This is a genomic window from Streptomyces sp. NBC_01549 (assembly GCF_026339955.1).
Classification (GTDB): Bacteria; Actinomycetota; Actinomycetes; order Streptomycetales; family Streptomycetaceae; genus Streptomyces.
Map to the genome: position 1 here is coordinate 2,557,109 of NZ_JAPEPW010000001.1, position 26,606 is coordinate 2,583,714.

Genomic DNA, 26,606 nt, shown 5'->3' on the forward strand with positions numbered 1-26,606 from the left:
CGACTCCCGTGAAGGAGCAGATCCATCGTGACCGAGACCACCGTATTCACGCCCCCCGACGAGCCGGCGGGCACCAGCGAGCGGACGGCCGACGTGCTGCCGTTCCCGCTGAAGAAGGACACCGACCCGGCCCCCGCCCCGGAGTTGCCGGCCGAGAGCGTGATGAAGCCGGGCGAGTGGGAGGCCGAACCCCCCGACACCGACGACCCCGAGGCCGAAGGACTGGCCGAGGGTGCCCCGGTCGACCCGCCGCGCGAGGTCTACCCGCCCTCGGTGGCCGAGTGGATGGAGGCCAAGGACAAGGCGCGCATGGCGGTGCTGCCGGACTGGGTGAAGCTGCCCGACCAGCGCAAAGCCGTCCGCAAGTGGGCGGTCCGCCACTACTCCGCGGTGGCCGGCTACCACGCCGTTCGCCTGCCGTGCATCTACACGCCGAAGGTGCTGTGGTACTCGCCGCGCGGGGCGTGGCGCTGGTCGGCCGCGATCGGCCGGTGGGTGTTCGACGCGGAAGGCAAAACCCTGCGCCTCGCCTCCGTGGCCAACGAGGACGCGGCCGAGTACCTCAAGCTCTCGCGGCAGCGCAACGACCGCGTGAGGCTTCGGGGCATCGTCGCGGCGATCGCGAGCCTGGTCGGCCTCGCCGCCGCGCTCACCCTGTACGTCATGGCGCCGTCGTGGCTGCTCCTGCTGGCCGTGGCCACGCTGACCACCACGTTGGGCGCGGTGGGGGCGCCGGCGGACCGGCCGCTAATCGACATGGCCAAGGTGACGTTCCGCAAGCGGCGGCTGTCCTCGGACATCGTCATCCGCGCGCACGAAGCTGCCAGGCTGACCAGCAAGGACCAGTCCATTGCGTTCCCGCGGCCGATCGGGCGGGACGGCGATGGGTGGCGTGTGGTGGTCGATCTGCCGTACGGCAGGACGTTCGAGGACGCCCTCAATGCTCACGCCCGGCTCGCGTCCGGCATGGACATCGCGCCGACTCAGCTCTTCCTGGACAAGGACGAGACGAGTGGCCGGCGGGTGTCGTACTGGATCGCCGACCGCGACCCGCTCGCCGTCCCGTCCGGCAAGTCCCCGCTGTTGGGGGCGACGCGGGTGGACTTCTGGAAGCCGTTCCCGTGGGGTGTGGACGAGCGGGGCAACCCGGTCATGGCCACGATGCTGTGGCTGTCTCTGCTGGTCGGCGCGGTACCGCGGCAGGGTAAGACGTTCTCTGCCCGGACGATCGCGCTCGCCGCCGCGCTGGACCCGTACGTACGCCTGTACCTGTTCGACGGGAAGGCGTCGCCGGACTGGCGCAAGTTCGCCAAGGTCGCCCACCGCATCGCGTTCGGCATCGTGCCCAAGAACGGGTTCGATCCGGTGGTGCACATGCTGACCTCGCTGCGCGAGCTGAAGGCGGACGTCGAGGACCGCTACCACCGGCTCTCTGAACTGCCGCTGCACATCTGCCCGGAGGGCAAGCTCACCCCGGAGATCAGCCGGGACAAGAAGCTGAACATGCCCCTCACGCTGTTCGTGGTGGACGAGGTGCAGGAGTACTTGCAGCACCCCGAGCACGGCAAGGAGATCCTGTCCTTGCTGGTCTACCTCGCCCGGGTCGCGCCGGCGGTCGGCGTGAGCGTGATGACGTCCACGCAGAAGCCGGACGACAAGGCGTGCCCCTCGGAGCTGCGCGACCAGCACCAAGCACGGTTCGCGCTGCGCGTCGGCGCCTACCAGGTCTCCGACACCATCCTCGGTGCGGGCTCGTACTCCGAGGGCCTGGACGCGTCCAAGCTCCTCAAGTCCCACAAGGGTGTAGGCCTGCTCAAGGGCATGTCGGACGACTCCGGGATCGTGCGGACCTACCTTGCCGACGGCCGCGACGCCGAACGCATCCTGACCCGCGCCGCGGCGCTGCGCGAGGCCGAGGGCACGCTCACCGGCGACGCGGCCGGCGAGGCCCCGGCCCCGGAGGTCTCCGCCACGATCCTGGACGACGTCGCCCAGGTGCTGGACAAGGGCGAGGCCAAGGTGTGGTCCGAGACCATCGTCGACCGCCTCGCCGACCTGCGCCCCGAGTCCTACGGCGCGTGGGCCGAGCTGGATCCCAAGCCCAAGGCCGAAGCCCTCTCCAACGCGCTCAAGCCGTTCGGCGTCGGCACGCTCCAGATCAGCCGCCGCATCGACGGCGAACAGGTCAACAAGCGCGGCATCAAGCGCGATGACCTCGCCACTGCGATTACGGAGCGCAACAGGAAGCGGGACGCCGGATAGGTCCCAGAGGTTGCTACCGGTAGCGGCAGGGGTCGCTACCGGTAGCAACCCTGCTAGCGACCCAAACCGCCCCTGATCAGGTCGCTAGCACCTATCGGCCCACCTGCGGAAACCCTCGAAACCCGCCTGAGAGGCCCCTGATGAGCCTTCCCGTCCTCGCTACCGCCTTCCTGCTGACCGTCACGCTTGGTTACAGCGCCAAGTGCTGGCTGAGCCCGTTCGGCGACTGCCGCAAGTGCGCCGGCATGGGCCACGCCTTCAAGACCGACCGCAAGGGACGCCTCAAGCGCGGCAAAGACTGCCGCCGCTGCCAGGCCACCGGCAAGCGCATACGCGTCGGCCGCTGGATCTACAACCGCGCCGCGCGCACCTACCGCGCCGGCACCCGCTGACCACCCCCAGGGGAGGACCCATGGTCATCACCATCCCGCTCGTGCTGCTGCTCGCCGCCGTGCTCGCGCTGCTGCTGCGCTTCCGGGCGCTCGGTGCCGGCGCGGCCGTCGCCGCCGTGCTCTTCGGCTTCTACCTCGCCGGCACCGGCGCAGCCGACACCGTCAACCAACTCGTCACCGCCGTCACCGGCGCCCTCGCCGGCACCGGCCGCTGAAGGGAGACCAGGACGTGAACGAACCCACCGCTTACCACCGCCCGGCCGGATACGAGCCGACGGCCGTGGAAGTCCACCACCCCACCCCGCTCGCGCCCTACGACCTCGCCACGCCGGTGGCCATGGACCCGTACGCCGAGCGTCAGCCGGTGGTGTGGGTGCCCGACGCCTACGGCCGCATGGTCCCCATGCCCAAGCACCTCGCCCCGCCCGCCGTCGTCGCCCCCGCGCCCCGCGACCTGACCCCGCTCCCGCTCCTCGACCCCGTCGCGCAGCGCCTCATGGGCGCCGGCATCGGGGGCGGCGCCCTGTCCGCCGGGGCCGGATACGGCATCGGCGAAGTCATCAACGCCGCCGCCGGCTTCAGCGGCGGGGCACTGATCTGGATCGCCCTCGTCGTCCTCGCCCTGCGCACCCCCGCTCGCGCCATCACCGGCGGCAAGGGCAGCACGGTCAACATCCGCAAAGCCGTCATCAAGCGCAGCCACTTCCACGGCTGAACACCCCCAGAGGAGAACCGTGTTCGACATCCGCATCATCTGCGACCCCGCCGACGAGCCGGACATCACCCGCGCGTTGACCGCCGCGTTCGACTGCGACCCCATCCAGCGCCGCCCCGCCCACAACGGCCACCGCGTCCGCCTCTACACCAAAGCCTTCCACCCCGACCCCGCCGCGCTGCTCAACGATGCCCCCGAGGCGACCGAGGCAGGGCCGACAGCATGGCCCACGCCGGAAGACGCCTACGCCACCGCCCCCGGCATCACCTACGAGATCGCATGGACCGCTTCCACGGCCAGGACGCTCACCGAGAACCCGCACGGCGGCGACGTGGACCGCGAGTACTGGCTCCGCAAAGCCGCCCTGCTGGACCGCATCGCGCTGGAGCACGAGGCCGACGGCGTCCGCAACGGAACCGACGAGATCGCGGCCCATGCCGCTCGCCAGCTCATCGAGATCGACCAGGACGGCGAGGGCGACTACAGCGGCGCCCCGTACTGGCCGGAGCACCCGGCCACGCTCGCCCACCCGCGCGGCTACGTCCGCCAGGAATACGCCGTCTGGGCCGAGAACCAGTAGCTACGCCAAGGGCGGCCCCCGTCTCGCCAAAGTCCGGGGCCGCCCTTGCCAACCAGAACCCAACACAGGAACTGGAGACCTCCAGCATGACCCAACCCACGGACAACCGGCGAGAGGTCTTACTCGCCGCCGCCCTGAACGCTGCCGGCCGCGGCTGGTACGTCTTCCCGCTCCGCCCCGGCACCAAGCGCCCCGCCCTCCACGGGGAAGCCACCTGCCCGCGCACCGGAGCGTGCGAGGCAGGCCACCTCAAGTGGGAGCAGCGCGCGACGACCGACCCCGACCGCATCCGCGCCACTTGGGCCACGAGCGCGTTCAACGTCGGTATCGCCACCGGCCCTTCCGGGCTGCTGGTCGTCGACCTCGACATGCCCAAGGACAACAGCAATGGGGACGCGCCTGACGGCGCGACGACCTTTGAGGCGCTCTGCGAGCGCACCGGTCACGCCGTCCCCAACACCTACCGGACCCGGACCGCGAGCGGCGGATGGCACCTGTACTTCGCGGCGCCGTCCGGCGTGCGGCTGGCCAACACGGCAGGAACGATCGCCCCGTTGGTCGACACCCGGGCGTGGGGCGGCTACGTCGTCGCCGCGGGCAGCATCACCCCCGCCGGACCCTACGAAGCCATGAGCGGCCCTGTAACGGCTTCTCTGCCCTCGTGGCTGCTGAGCATCCTGAAACCGGCCCCCAAGCCCGTACAGGCCCCCGCAGCGCCCGTAACGGAACAATCCCGCCGATACGCGGGCACGGCGCTCGGCAATGAGGTCCGCAACGTCTCCGGGGCCCAACTCGGCCAGCGCGAGGCGAGGTTGTTCCGGGCGGCGCGAGCCATGGGGCGCTTCATCGCGTGGGGCGACCTCCCCCGACACGAGGTCGAGCAGGCTCTTCAGGAGGCAGGCGAGGCGGTGGGACTGCCGTCGTCCCAGTGCCGCGCCACCCTCCGCAGCGCCCTCAACTGGTCCATCGCCCACAACCAGCGCCGGCGGGACGCGGCATGACCGCCCCTTCCCATCCCCCTCTGAAGAGCATCACCCCCACCACGGCCACGCCGCACGTCGCTCCACAGCCTGTGGACACACCGGCCGTGGGCGAGCCGAAGGGCGTCGCCGAAGGCGTCCCCATTGCCGTTCGCCCTGACCCGCAGCAGGGAGACGGCCGCTACCCCGTCGCGTGGCTGCACATCTGCGCCCCGCGCGGCGCCGTCCCGACCGCCACCTCGAAATGCCTGTGCGGCCGTGACCGCAGCGCCGTCGGCAAAGCCCGCGTCCTCGCCCTGATCACCGACCACGAAGCCCACCGCGACGCCTGCCCGCTCCGCACTCCCCAGAAAGGGAGGACCGCCGCATGACCGACACAACGCCCGGCCCGTCCATCGACGGCGCGGCCCTGCTGAACGAGGTGGAAGCCTTCCACCGCCGCTTCAACGTCTTCCCGCTCGAAGCCGCCTACGTCGCTGTCACGCTGTGGGACGCACACGCGCACATGCTCGACGCGTTCGACTCCACCCCCCGACTCGCGTTCCTCTCGCCCGAACCGGGTTCCGGGAAGTCCCGCGCGCTGGACGTAGTCGAGACCCTCGTGCCGCGCTCCATGGCCGCTGCGGACGCATCCGCCGCCGCCCTGTTCCGGGCCGTCTCCGGGATCGACGGCGGACGGCCCACGATCCTGTTCGACGAGATTGACACCGTCTTTGGCCCCAAAGCCGGGGACAACGAGCAGCTCCGCGGGTTCATCAACGCCGGCCACGCGCGCGGACGCGTCATGTACCGATGCGTCGGGGACGGCTCCAACCAGCAGGTACAGGGCTTCCCCTCGTACTGCGCTGTCGCCGTCGCCGGACTCGGCTCGCTGCCCGACACGATCCTGACCCGCTCCGTCATCATCCGAATGCGCCGCCGGGCGAGGAACGAGAAGGCAGAACCCTTCCGCTCCCGTATCCACGTCCGCGAGGGCAACGTGATCCGCGACCGCCTCGCCAAGTGGGCGGAGTCCGTAGAAAAGCGCGTCGCTGGCGCCTTCCCCGCTCTGCCGGACGGCGTCACCGACCGCCCGGCGGACGTTTGGGAACCGCTGCTCGCCGTCGCGGACGCTGCCGGGGGCGACTGGCCCCGCCGAGCCCGCGAAGCCTGCCTGACCCTGGTCAACGCCTCACGGGCCAACGACAAGGGCAGCATCGGCATCCGGCTCCTGACAGACCTACGCGATCACGTGCTCATCGGCATCGACCGCCTTCCCACCGTCGCCATCCTGGACCGCCTCAACGCCCTCGATGACGCCCCATGGGCCGACCTCAACGGCAAGCCGCTCGACAACCGGCGCCTCTCCAAGATGCTCAGCGAGTACGTCACCGTCGACGGCGACCCGATCGTCTCCCGCAACATCCGCACCGCCGGCGGAGTCCTCAAAGGGTTCTTCGCCAAGGACCTCGACGACGCATGGTCCCGCTACTGCCCGCCCCCTGGGGCCGCTACATCCGCTACACCGCTACAGCCCAGGTCAGAGCAACTGAATCTGTAGCGGCGAGCCCCGATGTAGCGGCTACGCCCCCGCACCCGTAAGCGGCCGTAGCCGCTACATCCCGCCCATCCGCTACACAAAACATGCCGCTGACCTGCGATGTAGCGGCGTAGCGGATGTAGCGGACTTCTGAGAGGCCCCAGAGAGGACGCCCGCCGAGGAGGCACGCCCGATGAGCACCGCGCTCTCGTCCGCCGATCAACTGCTCTACACCCCCGAGGATGCCGCAAAGGTTCTTCGCTACGGCCGCTCAACCGTCTACGAGCTGATGGCCGAGGGGGCCCTGAAGTACATCAAGCGAGGACGCTCCCGCCGCATACGCCGGAGCGACCTTGAGGCCTACGTGGACAGCCTCGAACCGCTGCCCAACTGACCCGAGCCCGACCGAGGCGGCCCCGGACAATCGTCCGGGGCCGCCTCTTTCATGGAGGACTGCATGAGCCCCCGCCCCAAGAAACTGAACATGGAATCGTCCATCTACGAGGGCAGCGACGGCTGGTGGCACGGCCGCGTCACGATGGGCGTCAAGGACGACGGCAGCCCCGACCGACGCCACCGCAGGGCCAAGACAGAGCCCGAAGTGCGGCGCAAGGTAAGGGAATTGGAGGATCTCCGAGACAAGGGGCGTGCACCTAAGGCCGGACGCAAACCGACCGTGGCCCAGTGGATGGAGACCTACCTCACCGACATCGCGAGCCTGAAGCTCAAGCCGCGTTCCCTGGACGACTACTGGTCCAAGACCCGCAACGACATCGTTCCGGGCATCGGGCGGCACCGCCTCGACAAGCTCGCCCCTGAGCACCTGGAGAAGATGTACCGCGTCATGCTCGATGAGGGGCACGCGCCGTCTCACGTGCTCAAGGTGCACCGCATCCTGTCGCGAGCCCTGAAGATTGCCCACCGTCGCCGGATGATCGTGGAGAACGTGGCCACGCTGGTGGACCCGCCGGCCGTCGACGAGACGGAGGCGAACCCGTTCACGACCGATGAGGCCAAGGCCTTCCTGCAAGCCGCTGCCAAGCGTCCCAACTTCATGCGGTGGTGCGTCGGCGTTGGGATGGGCTTCCGGCAGGGAGAAACGCTCGGCCTGCGGTGGCCATACGTCGACCTCGAAGGCGAGTTGTTCCACCCCCAGTGGCAGATTCAGCGCCTTACGTGGCGCCATGGCTGCAAGGACGCGCACGCCTGCGGTGCTCGCCTTCACCGCTTCGAGCCCTGCCCGCCGGACTGCAAGACGCACAAGAACTACACGCGCGGTTGCCCCCAGCCGTGCACGAAGACGTGCACGAGGCACGCGAGCGCATGCCCTGAGCGCAAGGGCGGTGGGCTGGTCTTCACTCGCCCGAAGACGAAGAAGAGCACCAACCCCGTCCCGATCCCGCCGCCGTTCGTTCCGTACCTGCGCGAGCACAAGGCACGGCAGGAGGAAATGCGAGCGGCCGCGGGCGAGGAGTGGCAGGAGCACAAGGCGGTGTTCACGCGGCCGGACGGCCGGCCGTTGGACCCCCGAGCCGACTGGGAGGAATTCAAGGATCTACTGAAAGAGGCAGGCATCGACGACCGTCGCCTGTACGACGGGAGTCGGCACACCGCGGGCACGATCCTGAATGAGCTGGGCGTGGACATGCCGACCATCATGGAGATCCTTCGGCACACGCAGATCAGTCAGACGCGCCGGTACGTGAAGGGAAGATCTCACCTCTCGAAGGACGCCATGCGCCGCATGGGAGACGCCTTCATGCCGCAGCCCGAACCTGCAATTGAGACCACAATTGAGACCACGGACAGCCGCGCGGCACGTGCACGGCGCCGCCGACGGCTCCGGTAAAAAGCAAAAGCCCCAGGTCACGGCGAGTGAGAATCCTGGGGCTTCCACAGAGCCGCCTTCGGGATTCGAACCCGAGACCTACGCATTACGAGTGCGTTGCTCTGGCCATCTGAGCTAAGGCGGCGCGCTGTACACACTATGGTGCGATCAGCAACGTCGGTAAGTCTACACAGTTTCCGGGGGTGCTCCGTACACGCCCCGGGAGGACCGGTTCCGGGGCGTGCGGGAGGGCTATGCGCAGCGTTTTCCCTTCGCGGGAGGGGTGCCCTGGAGGAGGTAGCGGTTGATCGTGGAGTCGATGCAGACGCTGCCGCGGCCGTACGCGGTGTGGCCGTCGCCGACGTAGGTGAGGAGGACGCCGGAGGACAGCTGGGAGGCGAGGGACTTGGCCCAGGCGTAGGGGGTCGCCGGATCCCGGGTGGTGCCGACCACGAGGATCGGGCCCGCGCCCTTCGCCTCGATACGGTGAGGCTCGCCGGTGTGCCTCACGGGCCAGTACGCGCAGTTCAGGGAGGCCCAGGCCAGGCCGTCACCGAAGACGGGGGACGCCTTCTCGAACGCGGGAAGGTCCTTCTCCACCTGGTCGGGGGTGGCGAAGGCGGCCGGGAGGTCGAGGCAGTTCACGGCCGCGTTGGCGAACATCAGGTTCGCGTACTTGCCCTTGGTGTCGCGCTCGTAATAGCTGTCCGAGAGGGCGAGCAGACCCGCGCCGTCCTTGTCCTTCATCGCCGTGGTGAGCGCCTCACGCAGCTGCGGCCAGGCCGCCTCGTCGTACATCGCCGCGATCACGCCCGTCGTCGCGAGCGCCTCGCCGAGCTTGCGGCCACCCGCGTCGCCCGCCGGGATCGGGGCCGCGTCGAGCCGCTTGAAGAAGGCGCTGAGGTTCTTGCCGACCTGGTCCGGACTCGTGCCCGGGCCACCCAGCGGGCAGCCGCTCTGGCGCACGCAGTCCTTCGCGAAGGACTGGAACGCCGTCTCGAAGCCCGCCGTCTGGTCCAGGTTGAGTTGGCGTGCGGACAGGGACGGGTCCATCGCGCCGTCCAGGACCATACGGCCCACCCGGTCCGGGAACAGGCCCGCGTACGTCGCCCCGAGGAACGTGCCGTACGACGCCCCCACGTAGTTCAGCTTCGGGTCGCCCAGGACCGCGCGCAGGATGTCCATGTCCCGGGCCGCCTCGACCGTGGACACGTGCCGCAACAGGCTGGGCGAGCGCCGGCCGCAGCCCTCGGCGAACTTCTTGTACGCGTCGACCAGTTCACCCGTCTCCCTCTTGTCGTCGGGGGTGACGTCCGCCTCCGTGTACGTGTCCATCTGGCGGCCGGTCAGGCACTCGACGGGCTCGCTGCGCGCCACCCCGCGGGGGTCGACCGCGACCATGTCGTAGCGGGCACGCACCTCCGCCGGGTAGCCGACCCCCGCATACGCCTGCAGATAGCCCACCGCCGAGCCGCCCGGGCCGCCCGGGTTGACCAGCAACGAGCCGATGCGCTTGCCGGGGCCTGTCGCCTTCTTGCGGGCCACGGCCAGCTTGACCTCGCCCGAGGCCGGTTTCGCGTAGTCGAGCGGCGCCTTCATCGTGGCGCACTCGAAGCCGGCGGTGCCGCAGCTGCGCCAGGCCAGCTTCTGGTCGTAGTACGAGGACAGCGCGGACGGTGTGGCGCGGGGCAGCGCGGCCAGCTCCGCGTCGGCCGACGTCGTGGCCGTCCTGATCGAACTCCCCGTGGAGCAGGCGGAGACGAGCAGCGCGGTGGCGGCCAGCAGCGCGCCGCCCGTGCGGACGGTACGCATCGCGCGGATCGCGCCGAGGGGTCGGTCCGGCCGACGGGACCGGGGCAGCCGAGGGGTGCGCCTGAAGTACCTGGAGTACATCTCGCGAGCGTAACCCTGCGCGATGCAATGATCACCACCAGTCGCGGATCTGCCTCTTACGAGTGATGCGGTCAACACCGCGACTCAGCTCCTCGTGCCCACACCTCGCCTCAGCTCCTCACTCCGGCCCCTCGGCCCGGGCCCGGCTGTCGGCTGCGCGCACGCGCTCCTCGGCTCAGCCCGCCCGCAGCGCCATCGTCATCGCCTCCACCGCCAGCAGTGGGGCCACATTGCGGTCCAGTGCCTCGCGGCACGCGGCGATCGCGTCGATCCGGCGGAGGGTCGCCTCCGGTGAGCTGCCGCGGGCGAGGCGCTCGAGTACATCCTCGGCCTCCGTGTTGGCGAGGGCCACCCGGGAACCGAGCTGGAGAGCGAGGACATCGCGGTAGAAGCCGGTGAGGTCGATGAGGGCCAGGTCCAGGCTGTCGCGCTGCGTACGCGTTCTCCGGCGCTTCTGCCGGTCCTCCAGCTCCTTCATGACACCCGCCGTGCCACGCGGCATCCGGCCGCCCTGCGACGCACCGAGGGCCGCCTTCAGGTCTTCGGTCTCCTTGACGTCGACTTCCTCGGCGAGCTGCTTCGCGTCCTCCGCTGCCGTGTCGATCAGCTCCTGGGCCGCCTTGAGACAGCCGCCGATGTCGTCGACCCGCAGCGGGAGCTTGAGGACGGCGGCCCGGCGCTCACGGGCGCTCTGGTCCGTGGCAAGGCGGCGGGCACGCCCGATGTGCCCCTGTGTCGCGCGGGCGGCGGCCGCCGCGACACCGGGCTCGATGCCGTCACGGCGGACGAGGATGTCGGCGACCGCGTCCACCGGCGGGGTGCGCAGGGTGAGCAGGCGGCAGCGGGAGCGGATGGTGGGCAGGACGTCCTCGATGGAGGGCGCGCAGAGCAGCCAGACCGTACGGGGAGCCGGTTCCTCGACGGCCTTCAGAAGGACGTTGCCCGCGCCCTCCGTGAGGCGGTCCGCGTCCTCCAGGACGATGACCTGCCAGCGGCCGGTCGCCGGGGACATCTGGGCGCGGCGGACCAGGTCGCGGGTCTCCTTCACACCGATGGAGAGGAGATCGGTGCGGACGATCTGCACATCGGCGTGCGTCCCGATCAGGCTGGTGTGGCAACCGTCACAGAAGCCGCAGCCGGGCACTCCGCCCAGCGCGCGGTCGGGGCTCACGCACTGGAGCGCCGCCGCGAAGGCTCGCGCCGCAGTGGAACGGCCGGAGCCGGGCGGGCCGGTGAACAGCCAGGCGTGCGTCATCTTGGACGCCTCGGGGGGCGGGGTGTCCTCGGCGATCGCAGTGACGAGGGCGTCGGCGTCCCGAGCGGCGGCGGCGAGCTGCTCGCTCACCTTGTCCTGGCCCACCAGGTCGTCCCATACGGGCACGGGGCACCGCCCTTTCGTCGCACTTTGCCTTGCCGCGTCCATTGTGCGGGTCGCCACTGACAACGGGTCCCCCCGACCGTCCCCCGACCGCCGCTCTCAGCACCGGCTCTCAGCGGTAGCGGCCGCTCCGTCCCTCACGCCCGTCGTCCGGCTCGTCCTCGTCACGCGGGCCCAGCAGCTCGTCCGCCAGAGTCGGGAGATCGTCGAGCGGGGTTTCCTCCGCCCAGTCGGGACGGGGGCGGCGGCGGGGAGCACCCTCGGCATCGACCTGCGGCAGCTCGCGCGTACGGTCACCGGCACCCTCGGGCCGGGGCTCCGGCCGCTCGTCCCGGAAGAAGCCCGAGGGCACCCGGCCCGTGGGATCACCCACGCCGGCGCCCGTCGCGGCATCCGAGCCCGCGTCCCGTACCGGGGGAAGCACGGCCGTCTCGTCGGCCGCGCCCGTGTCCCGTACCGGCGGCAGCACAGCGGTCTCGTCCGCGGCCCCCGGAACCACCGGCCGGAGAACGGCCGTCTTCTCGGCCGCCTCCTCGGGCACGGGCGGCTTCAGCAGCTTGGCCGTCTCCTCCGAGTCGGAACGGGAACCCTCGCGGCGCTCTCCGGAGCGCGTCACGACCGGCGTGGGCAGCGTCGTCTCGTTGGCGGCCACGGGACCCGCGACCGCCGGCTCACCGGAACCCGCAGCCGCCGAAGCGGAAGTCGAAGCGGCCGTGGCCGCGGCCGCCGCCGCTGCCGCCGACTCCGCCGCGGTCCGCCGCGCTTCCTCCGCCCTCAGCAGCGCCTCCTCGGCCTTGCGCTGCTTCTCCAGGCGGCGCTCCTCCGCCTCGGCCCGCAGCCGTGCCTGCTCCTCGGCCAGCTTGCGCAGCCGGTCCTCCTCGGCGGCCCGTGCCTGCTCCTCGGCCAGCAGCCGCGCCCGCTCCTCCTCGGCCCGGCGGCGGGCCTCCTCGGCGCGCTGCCGGGCCTCCTCCGCCTGCCGCTCGGCCTCGCGCCGCTGGGCCTCCTCCAGCTCGCGCTGCTTGCGCTCCTCTTCCTCCGCCCGCAGCCGGGCGAGCTGTTCCTGGCGCTCGCGCTCCAGTCGCTCTTCCTCGGCCTTGCGGGCGGCCTCCTCCTCGGCCTTGCGCCGGGCCGCCTCCTCGGCCGCCTTGCGTGCCTCCTCCTGGGCCTTCACCTCGGCCTCGGAGAGGGGCAGCATCACGTCGAGCCGGTGCCGGACGACGGTGGTGACCGCCTCGGGCTCCTGGGCGGCGTCGACGACCAGGTACCGGCCCGGGTCGGCCGCGGCCAGCGTCAGGAATCCGGACCGCACGCGCGTGTGGAACTCGACCGGCTCCGACTCCAGGCGGTCGGGCGCCTCCGTGAAGCGCTCGCGCGCCGCCTCCGGGGAGACGTCGAGGAGCACCGTCAGATGCGGCACCAGTCCGTTCGTCGCCCACCGGTTGATGCGGGCGATCTCGGTCGGAGACAGGTCCCGGCCGGCTCCCTGGTAGGCCACCGACGAGTCGATGTAGCGGTCGGAGATGACCACGGCACCCCGCTCCAGCGCGGGCCGCACCACCGTGTCCACGTGCTCGGCACGATCGGCGGCGTACAGCAGCGCCTCCGCGCGGTGCGAAAGGCCCGCCGACGACACGTCCAGCAGGATCGACCGCAGTCGCTTGCCGACCGGCGTGGCGCCCGGCTCGCGGGTCAACACGACCTCGTGGCCCTTCGCGCGGATCCACTCCGCGAGCGCTTCCGCCTGCGTCGACTTCCCGGCCCCGTCGCCGCCCTCCAGGGCGATGAAGAACCCGTTCGCGGTGGGAGTCTGCACCGGGTCGTCGCCGCCGCGCAGCGCGTCCAGCAGGTCGTGTCGCAGCGGCACTCCGGAGCGGTCGTCGACCTTGGCGAGCACCAGCGCGGCGACCGGCAGCAGCAGGGCGCCGACCAGCATCAGCGTGAAGGCGGCGCCTCCGTGCGCGAACACGAACTTGCCGTTCTCGAGCCGGTGCGGGCCGATCGCCGCGGCTACCACCGGCGCCAGCAGGGCGCCGAGCGCCACGGAGACCCGTACGACCGCGTGCAGGTGTTCCGTCGTACGCGCCCGCCGGTACTCCTCGGTCTCCTGGTCGAGCAGGGCGTGCCCGGTGTTCGCGGCGACGCCAGCGCCGATGCCCGCGAGGGCGGCGATCAGCAACACCGTGGTGACGTCCGGGACCAGACCGGCGGCCAGCAGCGCGATCCCGGTGAAGGCGATCACCAGCGAGAGCAGCCTGCGCCGTGACAGCGACGGCAGCATGGAGGGGGCCGTCCGGATGCCGATGACGACGCCCCCGGTCAGCGCCAGCACCAGCAGGCCGTACGTGACCGGTCCGCCGCCCAGGTCCTTGGCCTGCAGCACGGAGACGGCGACGGCCGCGGCGATCGCCGCGGCGACGGCCGCGCAGGCGAGCACCAGGAGCGGGATCACGCCGGTACGGCCCTTGTCGACGTCCGTGCCCGTCCTGGGGCGGCGCAGACCCTCCAGGGGCGAGCGCGCACGCGGGGTGCGGGTGTCGGGCAGTTCGAGGGACGTGAGCACGGAGAGCGAGGCGGCGAACAGTCCGGCGGCGACGTACGAGGCGAGCGCCGCCTGGTGCTGATCGAACCAGGCGATCCCGGCACCGAGCAGGTTGCTGACGAGTGACACCACGACGAGCGTGGCGGCCGCGATCGGCACCGCCACGAAGGCCGTACGCAGCGACAGGCGCCGCAGCGCGTCCAAGTGGTCCGGCAGCGGGCGTACGGTGGCGCCCTCCAGCGGCGGCGCGGGCAGCAGCGCGGGCGCCGCGCTCTCCCGGCACACCGTCCAGAAGCGCTCGGCGACGCCGGTCACGAAGGCGACGACGAGGAGGGCGGCGAGTGCGTTGTCGGGGGTCCAGTCGATCCACAGGGGCGCGAGGAGCATGAGCACGGCGCGCAGTCCGTCGGCTCCGACCATGGTCCAGCGCCGGTCGAGCGGCCCTTCCTGGGACGTCAGCGAGGTGAGCGGCCCGAGGAGTACGGCTCCGAAGAGCAGCGTGGCCAGAATGCGTGCCCCGAAGACGGCCGCCACGGCGAGGGCGACCCCACGGTAACCACCGCCGAAGGAACCCTCCGCGATCGCCGCCTGAAGGACGAGGACGACCAGCACGAGCAGGGCCAGGACGTCGCCGACACCGCCCACCAGGTGGGCGCTCCACAACCGTTTCAGCTGAGGTCGGCGCAGCAGCGCGCGGACGGCGCGCTCGCGGGAATCCGCGACCAGGGCGTCGTCGGTGGCCGGATTGGGGGCCGTTGGCTGCTCGGCTCGCGTCATCCTGCAAGCCTATCCGGCCCCAGTGACTGCCCGAAGGGGTGCCCGAACATGTGGACGCCCCCACACCGAAACGTGTAGAGGCGTCCACATCTGAATCCGACAGAGACCGCGAGAGACCTGACAGGGACCGCGAGACCTGGTGCAGGCCGCGAGACCTTTTGCAGGCCGAGAACCCGGACCTCAGTTCTCCGAAGCCGCCGTCTTCTTGGCGGCGGCCTTCTTGGCCGGAGCCTTCTTGGCGGCCGTCTTCGAAGTCGTCGTCTTCTTGGCGGCCGTCTTCTTGGCCGGGGCCTTCTTGGTCGCCGTCTTCTTGGCGGCGGCCTTCTTCGCCGTCTTCTTGGCGGGAGCCTTGGCGCGCTTCTCGGCCAGCAGCTCGTAGCCGCGCTCTGGGGTGATCTCCTCGACGCTGTCGGCGGAGCGCAGGGTCGCGTTGGTCTCGCCGTCGGTCACGTACGGCCCGAAACGGCCGTCCTTGACCACGACGGGCTTCCCGCTGACCGGGTCCTCGCCCAGCTCCTTGAGCGGCGGCTTGGCGGCCGCACGCCCGCGCTGCTTGGGCTGGGAGTAGATCTCCAGCGCCTCTTCCAGGGTGATGCTGAAGAGCTGGTCCTCGGACTGCAGGGAGCGCGAGTCCGTGCCCTTCTTCAGGTACGGCCCGTAGCGCCCGTTCTGCGCGGTGATCTCCACGCCTTCGGCGTCCTTGCCGACGACGCGCGGCAGGGACATCAGTTTGAGGGCTTCGTCGAGCGTCACCGTGTCGAGCGACATCGACTTGAAGAGTGAGGCGGTACGCGGCTTGACGGCGTTCTTGCCCGTCTTCGGGGTGCCCTCGGGGAGCACCTCGGTGACGTACGGGCCGTAGCGGCCGGCCCTGGCGATGATCTGGTGGCCCGACTCCGGGTCCGTGCCGAGTTCGAAGTCACCGCTCGGCTTGGCGAGCAGCTCCTCCGCGAGCTCGACGCCCAGCTCGTCCGGGGCCAGGTCCTCGGGAACGTCCGCGCGCTGGTGGTTCTCGGAATCCTTCTCGCCGCGCTCGATGTACGGACCGTAGCGGCCCACCCGCAGCACGATGTCGTTGCCGACAGGGAAGGACGACACCTCACGGGCGTCGATGGCGCCCAGGTCGGTGACGAGTTCCTTGAGGCCGCCCAGGTGGTCCCCGTCGCCGTTTCCGGCCTCGGCGGCGCCCCTGGCGTCGCCCTCACCGAAGTAGAACCGCTTGAGCCACGGCACGGCCTGCGCCTCGCCCCGCGCGATGCGGTCGAGGTCGTCCTCCATCTTGGCCGTGAAGTCGTAGTCGACGAGCCGCCCGAAGTGCTTCTCCAGGAGGTTGACCACGGCGAAGGACAGGAAGGACGGCACGAGTGCCGTGCCCTTCTTGAACACGTATCCGCGGTCGAGGATGGTGCCGATGATCGACGCGTACGTCGACGGGCGGCCGATCTCGCGCTCTTCGAGCTCCTTGACCAGCGACGCCTCGGTGTAGCGGGCCGGGGGCTTGGTGGCGTGCCCGTCGACCGTGATCTCCTCGGCGGACAGCGGGTCGCCCTCGTTGACCTGCGGGAGACGGCGCTCGCGGTCGTCGAGCTCGGCGTTCGGGTCGTCCGCGCCCTCGACGTACGCCTTCAGGAAGCCGTGGAAGGTGATCGTCTTGCCGGACGCGCTGAACTCGGCGTCGCGGCCGTCGGAGGCCGTGCCCGCGATCTTCACGGTGACGGAGTTGCCGACCGCGTCCTTCATCTGGGAGGCGACGGTCCGCTTCCAGATCAGCTCGTACAGCTTGAACTGGTCGCCGGTCAGGCCCGTCTCGGCCGGGGTGCGGAAACGATCACCCGAGGGACGGATCGCCTCGTGCGCCTCCTGCGCGTTCTTGACCTTCCCGGCGTACGTCCGCGGCTGGGCTGGCAGGTAGTCGGCGCCGTAGAGCTGCGTGACCTGGGCACGGGCGGCGGAGATCGCCGTGTCCGAGAGGGTCGTGGAGTCCGTACGCATGTACGTGATGAAGCCGTTCTCGTACAGCTTCTGGGCCACCTGCATGGTGGCCTTCGCGCCGAAGCCGAGTTTGCGCGAGGCCTCCTGCTGGAGGGTCGTCGTGCGGAACGGCGCGTACGGCGAGCGGCGGTACGGCTTGGACTCGACCGAGCGGACCGCGAAGTTTGTGTCCTGGAGGGCGGCGGCGAGCGCACGGGCGTTCGTCTCGTCCAGGTGGAGCGTGTTCGCGCCCTTGATCTGACCCAGCGAGTCGAAGTCGCGACCCTGGGCGATGCGCTTCCCGTCGACCGCGGTCAGACGGGCGACCAGGTTGGACGGGTCACTGGCGTCACCGGCACGGCCGGTGCCGAAGGTGCCGTTCAGGTCCCAGTACTCGGCGGAGCGGAAGGCGATGCGCTCACGCTCCCGCTCGACGACGAGCCGGGTCGCCACGGACTGCACGCGGCCCGCCGACAGCCGCGGCATGACCTTCTTCCACAGGACCGGCGAGACCTCGTAGCCGTAGAGGCGGTCGAGGATGCGGCGGGTCTCCTGGGCGTCGACGAGTTTCTGGTTGAGCTCGCGCGGGTTGGCGACGGCGGCCTGGATCGCGGCCTTGGTGATCTCGTGGAAGACCATCCGCTTGACCGGGACCTTGGGCTTGAGTACTTCCTGGAGGTGCCACGCGATGGCCTCGCCCTCGCGGTCCTCATCGGTGGCGAGGAAGAGTTCGTCGGAGTCGCGCAGCAGGTCCTTGAGCTTCTTGACCTGGGCCTTCTTGTCGGCGTTGACCACGTAGATGGGCTGGAAGTCGTGATCGACGTCCACGCCGAGGCGGCGCACCTCGCCGGTGTACTCCTCCGGCACCTCCGCGGCGCCGTTGGGGAGGTCGCGGATGTGCCCGACGCTCGCTTCGACGACATAGCCGGGGCCGAGATAGCCCTTGATCGTCTTCGCCTTGGCAGGCGACTCGACGATGACGAGTCGGCGGCCGCCGTGTGCGGTGTCGCTGGTCGGGGACAACTTCGCTCTTCTCTCCGGTCGACGCAGGGGGTCTCCCCCAGGCCTTGGTCCCGGGGGTCGGGTCATGCTGACGCTGCGGAGTGTGACGGTACATCCCGCCCCCGTGTCAAACGGGAAAAGCCCGCAACGGCCACTCGAACGGTAACCCGACTACCGCCATTCCTGCCGCCCGGAGTGTCCAGCAGCCCTTTCAGGCCTATCCGGAGCGTGACCTCTCAGTTACCGGAGACCCGGCTCTCACGCGCGCGTCAAACACCACATCCCAAGCGCCAGCGCACCCACTCCGGCGACGCTCGCGAGCGTCGCCGATGCGACGCGGTTCACACCGACGGCGACGGGCTCGCCGTGTCGCAGCCGCACCGCGGTCCAGATCAGCAGTCCGCCTCCGAACAGCGCGAACACCGTCCCCACAAAGATCGCCGGTCCACTTTCCACTGATATGCCCTTCCGCCCCGGGTCCCCAGGGTGGGGAGGCTGGCACCCTCCGGAAGCGGGCCGGAAGCGGGCGTGCGAACCTGCGGTGAACGCCGGGCAGACGACACCCCACGGACCGCTCAGACCGTAGTGGGGTCGGGTATCCGGCCGCTCGTCCGCGTGCTGTCGACACGCCTCACACCTGAGTTCCACAGTTAGCGGTGTCGACTAGGGAACGAAAACGTGGGTTGACCTGCGGAAACGCCTGTGAGCACGCCGAGATGGCGTGTCACTAGGCGGGGGGATAGTGCCTGGTCAGCGGCCTGCGGTCAGATCGATGATCTTCTTGGGCGGGGTGACGTTCAGGGCGGTGAAGATGTCGCGCTGGGGCTTGGTGAGGTCGGTGGACTGGCGGAAGGTGCCGGCCGGGCCGGTGTAGGTGACCGCGTGCAGGCGCTGGAGTTCGGCGCGCAGGCGGTTCCAGGTCTGGCCGGTGGAGGTCTCGGCGACGCGGATCAGCAGCAGGGCGAGCCAGCAGAGCAGGACGTGGGCGCGGATGCGGTCCTCGCGGCGGTGGTAAACGGGGCGGAGATCGAGAATTTGCTTCATGTCGCGCCAGCCGCGCTCGACTTCCAGGAGCTGTTTGTAACCCAGGGCGATGTCCTCGGCCGACAGCTTCGGATCCGAGGAGCGCAGGAGGTACTTCCCGTCGAGGTTGGCCTCGGCGGCGATCTTCTTCTTGTCCACCCGCAGCAGCCCGCTCGGGGTGGTGCGCAAGAACCGTTTCAGACCGGGCTTGGTGGACAACACCCCAGCCAGCTTGTCGCGTTCGGGCCTGGGCAGCTTGTCCGTGGCCTCGATCGCCTCGGTGAGCTGGGTGACCATCCGCTGACGGATCGCGGCGTCGCGGGTGGCCTGGTCGGGGTTGAAGCAGATCACGAACCGGTCGTCGGTTCCGATGTTGACCTCCTTGACCTGGAGGTTGTCGCGCACGGACGCATAGCGGCCCTGCCGCGAGAGGGCGGCGCGTACTTCGGGTGATCCGGTGCGGAGTTTCTCGCCGATGATGTAGCCGCCGCCTCCGCGCATCAGCGCCCGGCGGTTGGCGGCGGAGGTGAAGCCGCGGTCGGCGACCCACACGATCTTCGACAGCGTCCACTCGCGCAGGTCGTCGCGGACCTGCCGGATCAGGGCCTGGTCACCGGTGTTGCCGGGCCAGGACCACACCCGCACCGGGATCCCGTCGCGGGTGACGGCCATGCCGATGACGACCTGGGGCAGATCGTCGCGGGAGTCCTTGGACTTGCCGTGGGTGCGGAACCCGTCGTGTCGCACCGCGTCTTCGGCCGGCGCGTCGGCGGCCAGGCGCTCGCCGTGTTCGTCGCGGGCGACAGGTTCGTCGGCGTCCTCGGTCTCGAAGTACGTGGAGCTGGTGTCGAAGAACAGCAGGTCCACCTCCAGGTTGAGCAGGTCGGTGACCTGGAAGTACGTCTCCTTGGCCAGGGCCGGCTCGATGGTCAGCAGGTAATCCATGGCTCGGTAGCAGGCTTCGTCACTGATCGCCTCCAGGCCGTCTATGTGGACGTCGTCGGCGATCCACTCGGTCGCGGCGAGCTTGCTGGAGGCGGCCAGGGCCCGGTTGGCGACCAGCGCGAACAGCACCCGTTCGACGCGCGGATCCAGCCGCCGCCCGGCCAGTTGGCGGTGCACGACACCGTCGAGGCCGAGCCGGTGCCAGAGTCCGTCCAGCGCGTGCACCCCGCCGCACGGCCTGGAACTGATCAGTGACAGGTCTCCCGAGCCGGTCGCGGCCAGCGCGGACGCGGGGTCCAGCAGCTTCGAGAGCGCGCCGACCAGTCGGCGCACCGCCTCGCGGTCGAGCTCGTCCTCCCGGCCGAAGGAGTGCAGCACCTTCGTACGCGAACGCCCCACGGCCGGGTCCCACTCGTTGTGGGCCAGCTGCAGATACCGGACCGTCTGCCCGTCCTTGTTCCGCCGGGACGTCGTCTTCACATACATGCCGCTAGACGATACGCACATCATTCCATGTCACAGGCATGGGGGTGACAACATCGTGCCACTAGGCGTTTTCGGCCTTTCGCGCTAGGTGCAACCGCCTGACCTGCACCGATGCCCTGCCACACCCCCGAGAACCCCGCTCAACTGTGGAACGCAGGTCACAGTGCACACGACTTTGGTCAACTACCCGGCGCTGAAGCGCCGGGCTGGTGCGGTGGTGGGGCGGGGGCCGTTGACTGGACCCCGCGCCGCCACAACTGCCGAGCTCTGGCGCGGATGCAGCGGGAGCTGTTCCGGTCCGCGTGATCAATGTCCCGCGCCCTCCGCGCCTCCTTGCGCCGCCGCTTCCTGGCGCGGCGTTGGCGGACGGCGTGTTCTTCCTCTGGAGCTTGGCGCGCAGCGTGCGCTCCCGGAATCGGACGCGGTTGAGTTCCCGTCCGGCCATGACCTCGCCGTCCGAGGTGGTGGCGAGGTTCACGATGCCTAGGCTCCCCGCCCTCCGCCTTCAGCGTGGCGCACGCGTCGCACACCCTCTTGATCACGTGCTGGGCGGCCTGCGCCCCCAGCCCCCACCGGGACCTGATCTCACCAGGCGACCTCGCTCGCCCAGCCGGCGGCCTCGTCGCACGCGCGCAGGTCGCCTCGACGAAGATGCGATTCCCCCTCGGCTGAAGCCCTGGGGTTCCCACAAGAACAGGCTGAAGTGCGATCCCGTAGTCGGTGAGCAGCACGCGTGCATAGGGATCGTCCGAAGAGTCTGGCGCCAGAAGGATGTTGGCCGGTTTCACATCCCTGTGGAGGATCCCGATCCGGTGTCCGGCGGAGAGCGCGTCGAGAACGGCGAGCCCGATCCGGGCGGTCCGAGCGGGCGACAGCGGCCCCGACTGCCGTACGACCGCATGTAGATCGACCGCGTCCGGCACGTACTCCATGACGATCCACGGCAGTCCTTCGCGCACCACCACGTCGTGAACGGTGGCCACATGGGGATACCCGCGCAGCCGGGCCGCGTGCCGGGCCTGGCTGCGCGCCCGGGCGACGCGCTGCGCGGGCTGCGTCGCGTCCATCGGCACGTCCGGCAGCGCGATCTCCCTCATGGAGACCTCGCAAGCCAACTCCGCGTCGTACGCGAGCCACGCCCTCCCCATGGCGCCTCCCCCGAGACAGCGCGCCGCCTCCGAGGACGCATGGAACTTGTCTCTTGAAGGTACCTTCGCACGCACCACTGACAGGAGCCGTTTTACCGACCAATCCTGATCAATGTCGGTCAATCCCGTCAGAACAAGCACATGCGACTCAGCTCTTCACTCCGCGGGCTCGAGGAACCCTTGCTCCACCAGCAGCCGGATCTGCGCGGGCGTCCGGTCGCGCAGCAACACCGGGTCCTCGCCGACCAATTGAGCGATGGCGTCCAGGATCCGCCCGGCGCTCAGCGTGCCGTCGCACACACCCGCGAAGCCCGCGCCGACCGTGTCCACCTTGGTGGCCCGGCGCATCCCGCGGTGCTGGCGCAGCACCACGTGTTCCGGGTCCTCCGCGCCGGGCAGCCCGACCTGCTCCTGAACGACCTCGTCCACGAGCCTGAAGTGCCCGGCGAGCAGGGCCGCGTCGTCGCTCGCCCGCAGGTAGTCGACGCGGTCGAAGTGTGCGCGCACGGTCTCACCGAGCGGCTGTTCGACGGAGTGCGGCCATTCCTCGACCGTGATCGAGGGCTCGGCGGCCGCCGTTCTGCGCAGCGTGATCCATCCGAAGCCGACAGCCTTGACCTTGCGGGCCTCGAACTCGTCCAGCCAGGCGTCGTACCGCGCCTGGTACTCGGCGGGGTCGTCGCGGTGGTCGCCCGCGTCGCGCAGCCACAACTCCGCGTACTGCGTGACGTCCTGTACCTCGCGCTGCACGATCCAGGCGTCACAGCCGCGCGGCACCCAGGAGCGCAGCCGGTCCTGCCACTCCTCGCCCTCCACGTGCTGCCAGTTGGCCAGGAACTGCGCGTACCCCCCGTCGCTGAGCCGGTCTCCCGCCTGCTGAACGATCGTGCGGCACAGATCGTCCCCGCCCATCCCGCCGTCGCGATAGGTGAGCCGGGCACCGGGCGAGATCACGAAGGGCGGGTTCGAGACGATCAGGTCGTACGTCTCGTCGTCCGCGATCGGTTCGAAGAGGGAGCCCTGGCGCAGATCGGCCGCCGGGGCGCCGGAGAGCGCGAGGGTGAGCGCGGTGATGTGCAGGGCGCGCGGGTTGAGGTCGGTCGCGGTCACGCGCGTGGCGTGCTGCGCGGCGTGCAGGGCCTGGATCCCGGAGCCGGTGCCGAGGTCGAGCGCGGAGGAGACGGGTGTCCGGACGGTGATGCCGGCCAGCGTCGTGGACGCTCCGCCCACGCCCAGGACGACGCCCTCCTCGCGGCTGCCGATGCCGCCCGCGCCGCCGACGGCGCACCCCAGGTCGGACACGATGAACCAGTCCTCGCCACCAGGCCCCCCGTACGGCCGGATGTCCACGGTCGCCGCGACCTCGTCCGCGCCCGCGCGGGTCAGCCAGCCGCTCTCCAGGCAGTCCTCCACCGGCAGCCCGTCTCTCACGCGCGCGTGAGAGACGGGCTGCTGCAGCAGGAACAGCCGTACGAGCGTCTCCAACGGTGTGTCGCCGCGGGTCGCCCGGAGCGCGGGCACGGTCTCGCTGCGTGCCAGCGCCGCGTACGCGGGGGCGCCGAGCAGGTCGAGCAGACCGTCGGCGGTGAAGGAGGCGCCGAGCAGGGCGTCCCGCAGCCGAGCGGCGACGTCGACGCGGTCGGACGAGGGCAACGGTGGCAGGCTGGTGTGACTCACGTCCCCCATTGTGTCCGCTCCGGCCGAAAGGGACGTACACCTGTGGACAGAGCCCGCGCCGGTGTGGACAGGCCCGCACGAGGAGCCGTGGGGGCTCGCGCGGGAGCCATGGGCCATGCGCCGTCGGGAGCCGTGGGCTTGCGCCGCGAGAGCCGTAGGGCAGGCGCCACGGGCCCGGTACGCGCGCGTACCGGGCTCTTTCCGGGTGGACGGGACGGATCCTGCTCTGCGGTCGCTCTCCGGGCGTTCGCCGGTCGCTCTCCGGGGGGGGTCAGCCCTGGGTGGTCGCCGGCGAGGCGGACGCGGAGGCGGACTTGCAGCTCACCTGCTTGGCCATCGCCTTGCCGACGTCGCCCGCTTCGAGCTCCTTCAGGGCGTCGGTCCCGGTCTTGCTGAGCTTCTCCAGCTGCTTGGCGACGCCGTCGAGACCATCCGCGAACTTCGCCTGGTCCTTCGTGTTGAGCGCGTCGGACTGCTTCCCCAGATCGGCGTAGGAGGCGGAGAGGGCGTTGAGCTCCTTGACCGCGTTCTCCTGCTTGGTCTTGCCGCTGTCCACGTCCGGCGGGCCGGCCTTCTCGATGGCGGCCGCCATCGCCTTGTAGGCGTCGGAGATGTCCTGGAAGCCCTTGGAGTCGGCCTTCTGCACGTCCGCCGGAGCGCTCTGGTCCGTGGTCTCCTTCTGGATCGCGGTGTTGGCGGCCGCGATCTTCTGGACCTGGGGCTGCACCGCGTCACAGACCTGCTTGGCCCAGGGGTCCAGTTTGTCGTCCTTGGTACTACTACCGCTGCTGCATGCCGACAGCGCCAGCACCAGTACCGCACCGCCGGACAGTGCGGCCGCGAGCTTCTTGTTCACCGGATTGGTCCCTTCCGTGGCTCTCGGCCCCGGAACTTACACGCCACACGGGCGCCACCCCCATAGCGAATTTCCGATTTAGTGACTATTGAAGCCATTTGCTCCATGCGAGAGAAGGCTCACGACACGGGCGTGAACGCACACAAACGACGGGCGGGCGGCACGTCGCTGCGTGCCGCCCGCCCGTCGGGACCTGCCCAAAGGACCTAGCGCTACGAAACCACCGCGGCGTCGGCCGACTTCGACACCCGTTCCGCGTTGCCTTCGTCACCCACGGCGATCCCGCGCCGCTTGGAGATGTACACCGCGCCCACGATCACGAGGATCGAGAGCACCGCGATCAGGATGCGCAGACCGAGGTTCTTGTCGTCGCCGTACGAGAACTTCACGACCGCGGGTGCGATCAGCAGCGCCACCAGGTTCATCACCTTGAGGAGCGGGTTGATCGCGGGGCCCGCGGTGTCCTTGAAGGGGTCACCTACGGTGTCGCCGATCACCGTGGCGGCATGGGCCTCACTGCCCTTGCCCCCGTGGTGGCCGTCCTCGACCAGTTTCTTCGCGTTGTCCCAGGCGCCGCCGGAGTTGGCGAGGAAGACCGCCATCAGCGTGCCGGTGCCGATCGCGCCCGCCAGATACGAGCCGAGCGCGCCGACGCCGAGCGTGAAGCCGATGGCGATGGGCGCCAGGACGGCGAGCAGACCCGGAGTGGCCAGCTCCCGCAGGGCGTCCTTGGTGCAGATGTCGACGACCCGCCCGTACTCCGGCTTCTCCGTGTAGTCCATGATCCCGGGGTGCTCGCGGAACTGCCGCCGCACCTCGTAGACCACGGCCCCCGCGGACCGGGACACCGCGTTGATCGCGAGGCCCGAGAACAGGAAGACGACCGCCGCGCCCGCGATCAGGCCCACCAGGTTGTTGGGCTGCGAGATGTCCATCATCAGGTTCAGCGGCGCGCCCTGCCCGGAGACCTTCTCGCCCACGTCGTTCGCGGCCGTGAGGATCGCGTCCCGGTACGAGCCGAAGAGCGCCGAGGCCGCGAGGACGGCCGTGGCGATGGCGATGCCCTTGGTGATGGCTTTCGTGGTGTTGCCCACCGCGTCCAGGTCGGTGAGCACCTGCGCGCCCGCGCCCGTGACATCGCCGGACATCTCGGCGATGCCCTGCGCGTTGTCGGAGACCGGGCCGAAGGTGTCCATGGCGACGATGACGCCGACCGTGGTGAGCAGGCCGGTTCCGGCGAGCGCCACCGCGAACAGCGCCAGGAGGATCGACGTACCGCCGAGCAGGAAGGCCCCGTAGACGCTGAGGCCGATCAGCAGGGCGGTGTAGACGGCCGATTCCAGACCGATGGAGATACCGGCCAGGATGACGGTGGCCGCGCCGGTGAGCGAGCTCTTGCCGATGTCCCGTACGGGACGACGGGTGGTCTCGGTGAAGTAGCCGGTCAGTTGCTGGATGAGGGCGGCGAGCACGATGCCGATGGCCACCGCGACGACCGCGAGGATCCGCGGATCGCCCTCCTTGGCCTTGATCGCCGCGTCCGTGACGCCGTCGAGGTCGGCGTACTTCCCCGGCAGGTAGATGAAGACGGCTGCGGCCACCAGCACCAACGAGATCACCGCGGAGATGAAGAAACCACGGTTGATCGCGGACATGCCACTGCGGTCGGAGCGCCGTGGTGCCACCGCGAAGATGCCGACCATCGCGGTGAGGACGCCGATCGCGGGCACGATCAGCGGGAAGGCGAGCCCGGCGTCGCCGAACGCCGCCTTGCCGAGGATCAGCGCGGCGACGAGCGTGACGGCGTACGACTCGAAGAGGTCCGCGGCCATGCCGGCGCAGTCGCCGACGTTGTCGCCCACGTTGTCGGCGATGGTCGCGGCATTGCGCGGGTCGTCCTCCGGAATGCCCTGCTCGACCTTGCCGACCAGGTCGGCGCCGACGTCGGCGGCCTTGGTGAAGATGCCGCCGCCGACACGCATGAACATGGCGATCAGCGCCGCGCCGAGACCGAAGCCCTCCAGGACCTTCGGCGCGTCGGCCGCGTACACCAGCACCACACAGGAGGCGCCCAGTAGACCGAGCCCCACCGTGAACATGCCGACGACGCCGCCGGTACGGAAAGCGATCTTCATGGCTTTGTGCGAGACGGCGGTGAGATCCTTTTCGGGTTCACCCTCGGCCGGGGTCGCTTCCCTTGCCGCGGCGGCCACGCGGACGTTGCTTCGTACGGCGAGCCACATACCGATATAACCGGTGGTCGCCGAGAACACCGCGCCGATCAGGAAGAAGATCGATCGTCCGGCGCGCTGATTCCAGTCATCCGCGGGCAGCAGCATGAGCAGGAAGAACACCGCGACGGCGAATACGCCGAGCGTGCGCATCTGTCGCCCCAGGTAGGCGTTCGCGCCTTCCTGGATGGCCGTCGCGATCTTCTTCATGCTGTCGGTGCCCTCGCCGGCCGCGAGCACTTGCCGTACCAGCACCCCGGCTACCGCCAGAGCCGCCAGGGCCACGGCGCCGATGACCATCACGATCAAGCGATTGTCATTGGTCAGTACTGCGGCTGCGAAGGTTGTGGGATGGTCAAACTGATGAGGGGTAGAAAGCCCCGCCATTCGTCCTCCTTGACGCT

Annotated in this window: 19 protein-coding genes, 1 tRNA gene and 1 pseudogene; 10 read left to right on the top strand and 11 right to left on the bottom strand. The window is 70.1% G+C overall.

Going from position 1 to position 26,606, the window contains the following annotated elements; all coding sequences use genetic code 11:
- Positions 1-27: 27 nt before the first annotated feature.
- The 10 genes from OG819_RS11055 (at position 28) to OG819_RS11100 (ending at position 8,297) form a co-directional block, all read left to right on the top strand.
- Positions 28-2,262: a cell division protein FtsK gene (locus OG819_RS11055; protein WP_266649168.1), complete on the top strand. Its 2,235-nt coding sequence runs from the start codon at positions 28-30 to the stop codon at positions 2,260-2,262.
- 140 nt (positions 2,263-2,402) lie between these two features.
- Positions 2,403-2,654, top strand: a complete 252-nt coding sequence (locus OG819_RS11060; protein ID WP_266649169.1) for a hypothetical protein — start codon at positions 2,403-2,405, stop codon at positions 2,652-2,654.
- Positions 2,655-2,674: 20 nt separating this feature from the next.
- Entirely contained in the window at positions 2,675-2,869 is a 195-nt protein-coding gene (locus OG819_RS11065) for a hypothetical protein (protein WP_190171262.1), read from the top strand.
- A gap of 14 nt (positions 2,870-2,883) precedes the next feature.
- Entirely contained in the window at positions 2,884-3,369 is a 486-nt protein-coding gene (locus OG819_RS11070; RefSeq protein ID WP_266649171.1) for a hypothetical protein, read from the top strand.
- Positions 3,370-3,388: 19 nt separating this feature from the next.
- The gene (locus OG819_RS11075; protein ID WP_266649172.1) at positions 3,389-3,949 is read left to right on the top strand and encodes a hypothetical protein; all 561 of its coding nucleotides are present in this window, start codon (positions 3,389-3,391) and stop codon (positions 3,947-3,949) included.
- 86 nt (positions 3,950-4,035) lie between these two features.
- Positions 4,036-4,950, top strand: a complete 915-nt coding sequence (locus OG819_RS11080) for a bifunctional DNA primase/polymerase (RefSeq protein WP_266649174.1) — start codon at positions 4,036-4,038, stop codon at positions 4,948-4,950.
- Positions 4,947-5,300: a hypothetical protein gene (locus OG819_RS11085; protein WP_266649176.1), complete on the top strand. Its 354-nt coding sequence runs from the start codon at positions 4,947-4,949 to the stop codon at positions 5,298-5,300. The genes OG819_RS11080 and OG819_RS11085 overlap by 4 nt, the downstream gene beginning before the upstream one ends.
- Positions 5,297-6,469 (top strand): DUF3631 domain-containing protein, encoded by a 1,173-nt coding sequence (locus OG819_RS11090; protein WP_266649178.1) that lies wholly within the window; start codon positions 5,297-5,299, stop codon positions 6,467-6,469. Before OG819_RS11085 ends, OG819_RS11090 begins: the two co-directional genes overlap by 4 nt.
- 172 nt (positions 6,470-6,641) lie before the next feature.
- Positions 6,642-6,842: a helix-turn-helix domain-containing protein gene (locus tag OG819_RS11095; protein ID WP_266649180.1), complete on the top strand. Its 201-nt coding sequence runs from the start codon at positions 6,642-6,644 to the stop codon at positions 6,840-6,842.
- Between the two features lie 63 nt (positions 6,843-6,905).
- Positions 6,906-8,297, top strand: a complete 1,392-nt coding sequence (locus OG819_RS11100) for a tyrosine-type recombinase/integrase (protein WP_266649182.1) — start codon at positions 6,906-6,908, stop codon at positions 8,295-8,297.
- Between the two features lie 50 nt (positions 8,298-8,347).
- Here the strand turns inward: OG819_RS11100 and OG819_RS11105 are convergent.
- The 11 genes and pseudogenes from OG819_RS11105 to OG819_RS11155 form a co-directional block, all read right to left on the bottom strand.
- Positions 8,348-8,421, bottom strand: a tRNA-Thr gene (locus OG819_RS11105).
- A gap of 107 nt (positions 8,422-8,528) precedes the next feature.
- Entirely contained in the window at positions 8,529-10,088 is a 1,560-nt protein-coding gene (locus OG819_RS11110; protein WP_266652658.1) for an alpha/beta hydrolase, read from the bottom strand.
- A 256-nt stretch (positions 10,089-10,344) separates the two neighbouring features.
- Complete coding sequence (locus tag OG819_RS11115; protein WP_266649184.1) at positions 10,345-11,550, bottom strand: DNA polymerase III subunit delta'; 1,206 nt, start codon at positions 11,548-11,550, stop codon at positions 10,345-10,347.
- A 109-nt stretch (positions 11,551-11,659) separates the two neighbouring features.
- Positions 11,660-14,863, bottom strand: coding sequence for a dTMP kinase (gene tmk, locus OG819_RS11120; protein ID WP_266649186.1), 3,204 nt, complete (start codon positions 14,861-14,863; stop codon positions 11,660-11,662).
- 180 nt (positions 14,864-15,043) lie between these two features.
- On the bottom strand, positions 15,044-17,857 hold the full coding sequence (gene topA, locus OG819_RS11125; protein ID WP_266627117.1) for a type I DNA topoisomerase: 2,814 nt from the start codon (positions 17,855-17,857) through the stop codon (positions 15,044-15,046).
- Between the two features lie 237 nt (positions 17,858-18,094).
- A complete protein-coding gene (locus tag OG819_RS11130) occupies positions 18,095-18,292 on the bottom strand; it encodes a hypothetical protein (protein ID WP_266627115.1) in 198 nt (65 codons plus the stop codon).
- Between the two features lie 294 nt (positions 18,293-18,586).
- The gene (locus tag OG819_RS11135) at positions 18,587-20,290 is read right to left on the bottom strand and encodes an IS1634 family transposase (protein WP_266647505.1); all 1,704 of its coding nucleotides are present in this window, start codon (positions 20,288-20,290) and stop codon (positions 18,587-18,589) included.
- A gap of 695 nt (positions 20,291-20,985) precedes the next feature.
- Positions 20,986-21,513, bottom strand: a pseudogene (locus OG819_RS11140) (protein kinase); the annotation flags it as partial.
- Positions 21,514-21,594: 81 nt separating this feature from the next.
- Positions 21,595-23,124 carry a class I SAM-dependent methyltransferase gene (locus OG819_RS11145; RefSeq protein ID WP_266649187.1) on the bottom strand — a complete coding sequence of 510 codons (1,530 nt, stop codon included), beginning with the start codon at positions 23,122-23,124 and terminating at the stop codon, positions 21,595-21,597.
- A 262-nt stretch (positions 23,125-23,386) separates the two neighbouring features.
- Positions 23,387-23,971 (bottom strand): small secreted protein, encoded by a 585-nt coding sequence (locus OG819_RS11150; protein WP_266627111.1) that lies wholly within the window; start codon positions 23,969-23,971, stop codon positions 23,387-23,389.
- Positions 23,972-24,183: 212 nt separating this feature from the next.
- Complete coding sequence (locus OG819_RS11155; protein WP_266649189.1) at positions 24,184-26,589, bottom strand: sodium-translocating pyrophosphatase; 2,406 nt, start codon at positions 26,587-26,589, stop codon at positions 24,184-24,186.
- Positions 26,590-26,606 lie beyond the last annotated feature (17 nt).

What these genes read in the sequence shown, in the direction of transcription:
- OG819_RS11060 (WP_266649169.1), top strand. Translation starts at nt 2,403, where the DNA reads ATGAGCCTTCCCGTCCTCGCTACCGCCTTCCTGCTGACCGTCACGCTT.
- OG819_RS11065 (WP_190171262.1), top strand. Translation starts at nt 2,675, where the DNA reads ATGGTCATCACCATCCCGCTCGTGCTGCTGCTCGCCGCCGTGCTCGCG.
- OG819_RS11080 (WP_266649174.1), top strand. Translation starts at nt 4,036, where the DNA reads ATGACCCAACCCACGGACAACCGGCGAGAGGTCTTACTCGCCGCCGCC.
- OG819_RS11085 (WP_266649176.1), top strand. Translation starts at nt 4,947, where the DNA reads ATGACCGCCCCTTCCCATCCCCCTCTGAAGAGCATCACCCCCACCACG.
- OG819_RS11090 (WP_266649178.1), top strand. Translation starts at nt 5,297, where the DNA reads ATGACCGACACAACGCCCGGCCCGTCCATCGACGGCGCGGCCCTGCTG.
- OG819_RS11095 (WP_266649180.1), top strand. Translation starts at nt 6,642, where the DNA reads ATGAGCACCGCGCTCTCGTCCGCCGATCAACTGCTCTACACCCCCGAG.
- OG819_RS11100 (WP_266649182.1), top strand. Translation starts at nt 6,906, where the DNA reads ATGAGCCCCCGCCCCAAGAAACTGAACATGGAATCGTCCATCTACGAG.
- OG819_RS11110 (WP_266652658.1), bottom strand. Translation starts at nt 10,088, where the DNA reads ATGCGTACCGTCCGCACGGGCGGCGCGCTGCTGGCCGCCACCGCGCTG.
- tmk (WP_266649186.1), bottom strand. Translation starts at nt 14,863, where the DNA reads ATGACGCGAGCCGAGCAGCCAACGGCCCCCAATCCGGCCACCGACGAC.
- OG819_RS11135 (WP_266647505.1), bottom strand. Translation starts at nt 20,290, where the DNA reads ATGTATGTGAAGACGACGTCCCGGCGGAACAAGGACGGGCAGACGGTC.
- OG819_RS11145 (WP_266649187.1), bottom strand. Translation starts at nt 23,124, where the DNA reads ATGGGGGACGTGAGTCACACCAGCCTGCCACCGTTGCCCTCGTCCGAC.
- OG819_RS11155 (WP_266649189.1), bottom strand. Translation starts at nt 26,589, where the DNA reads ATGGCGGGGCTTTCTACCCCTCATCAGTTTGACCATCCCACAACCTTC.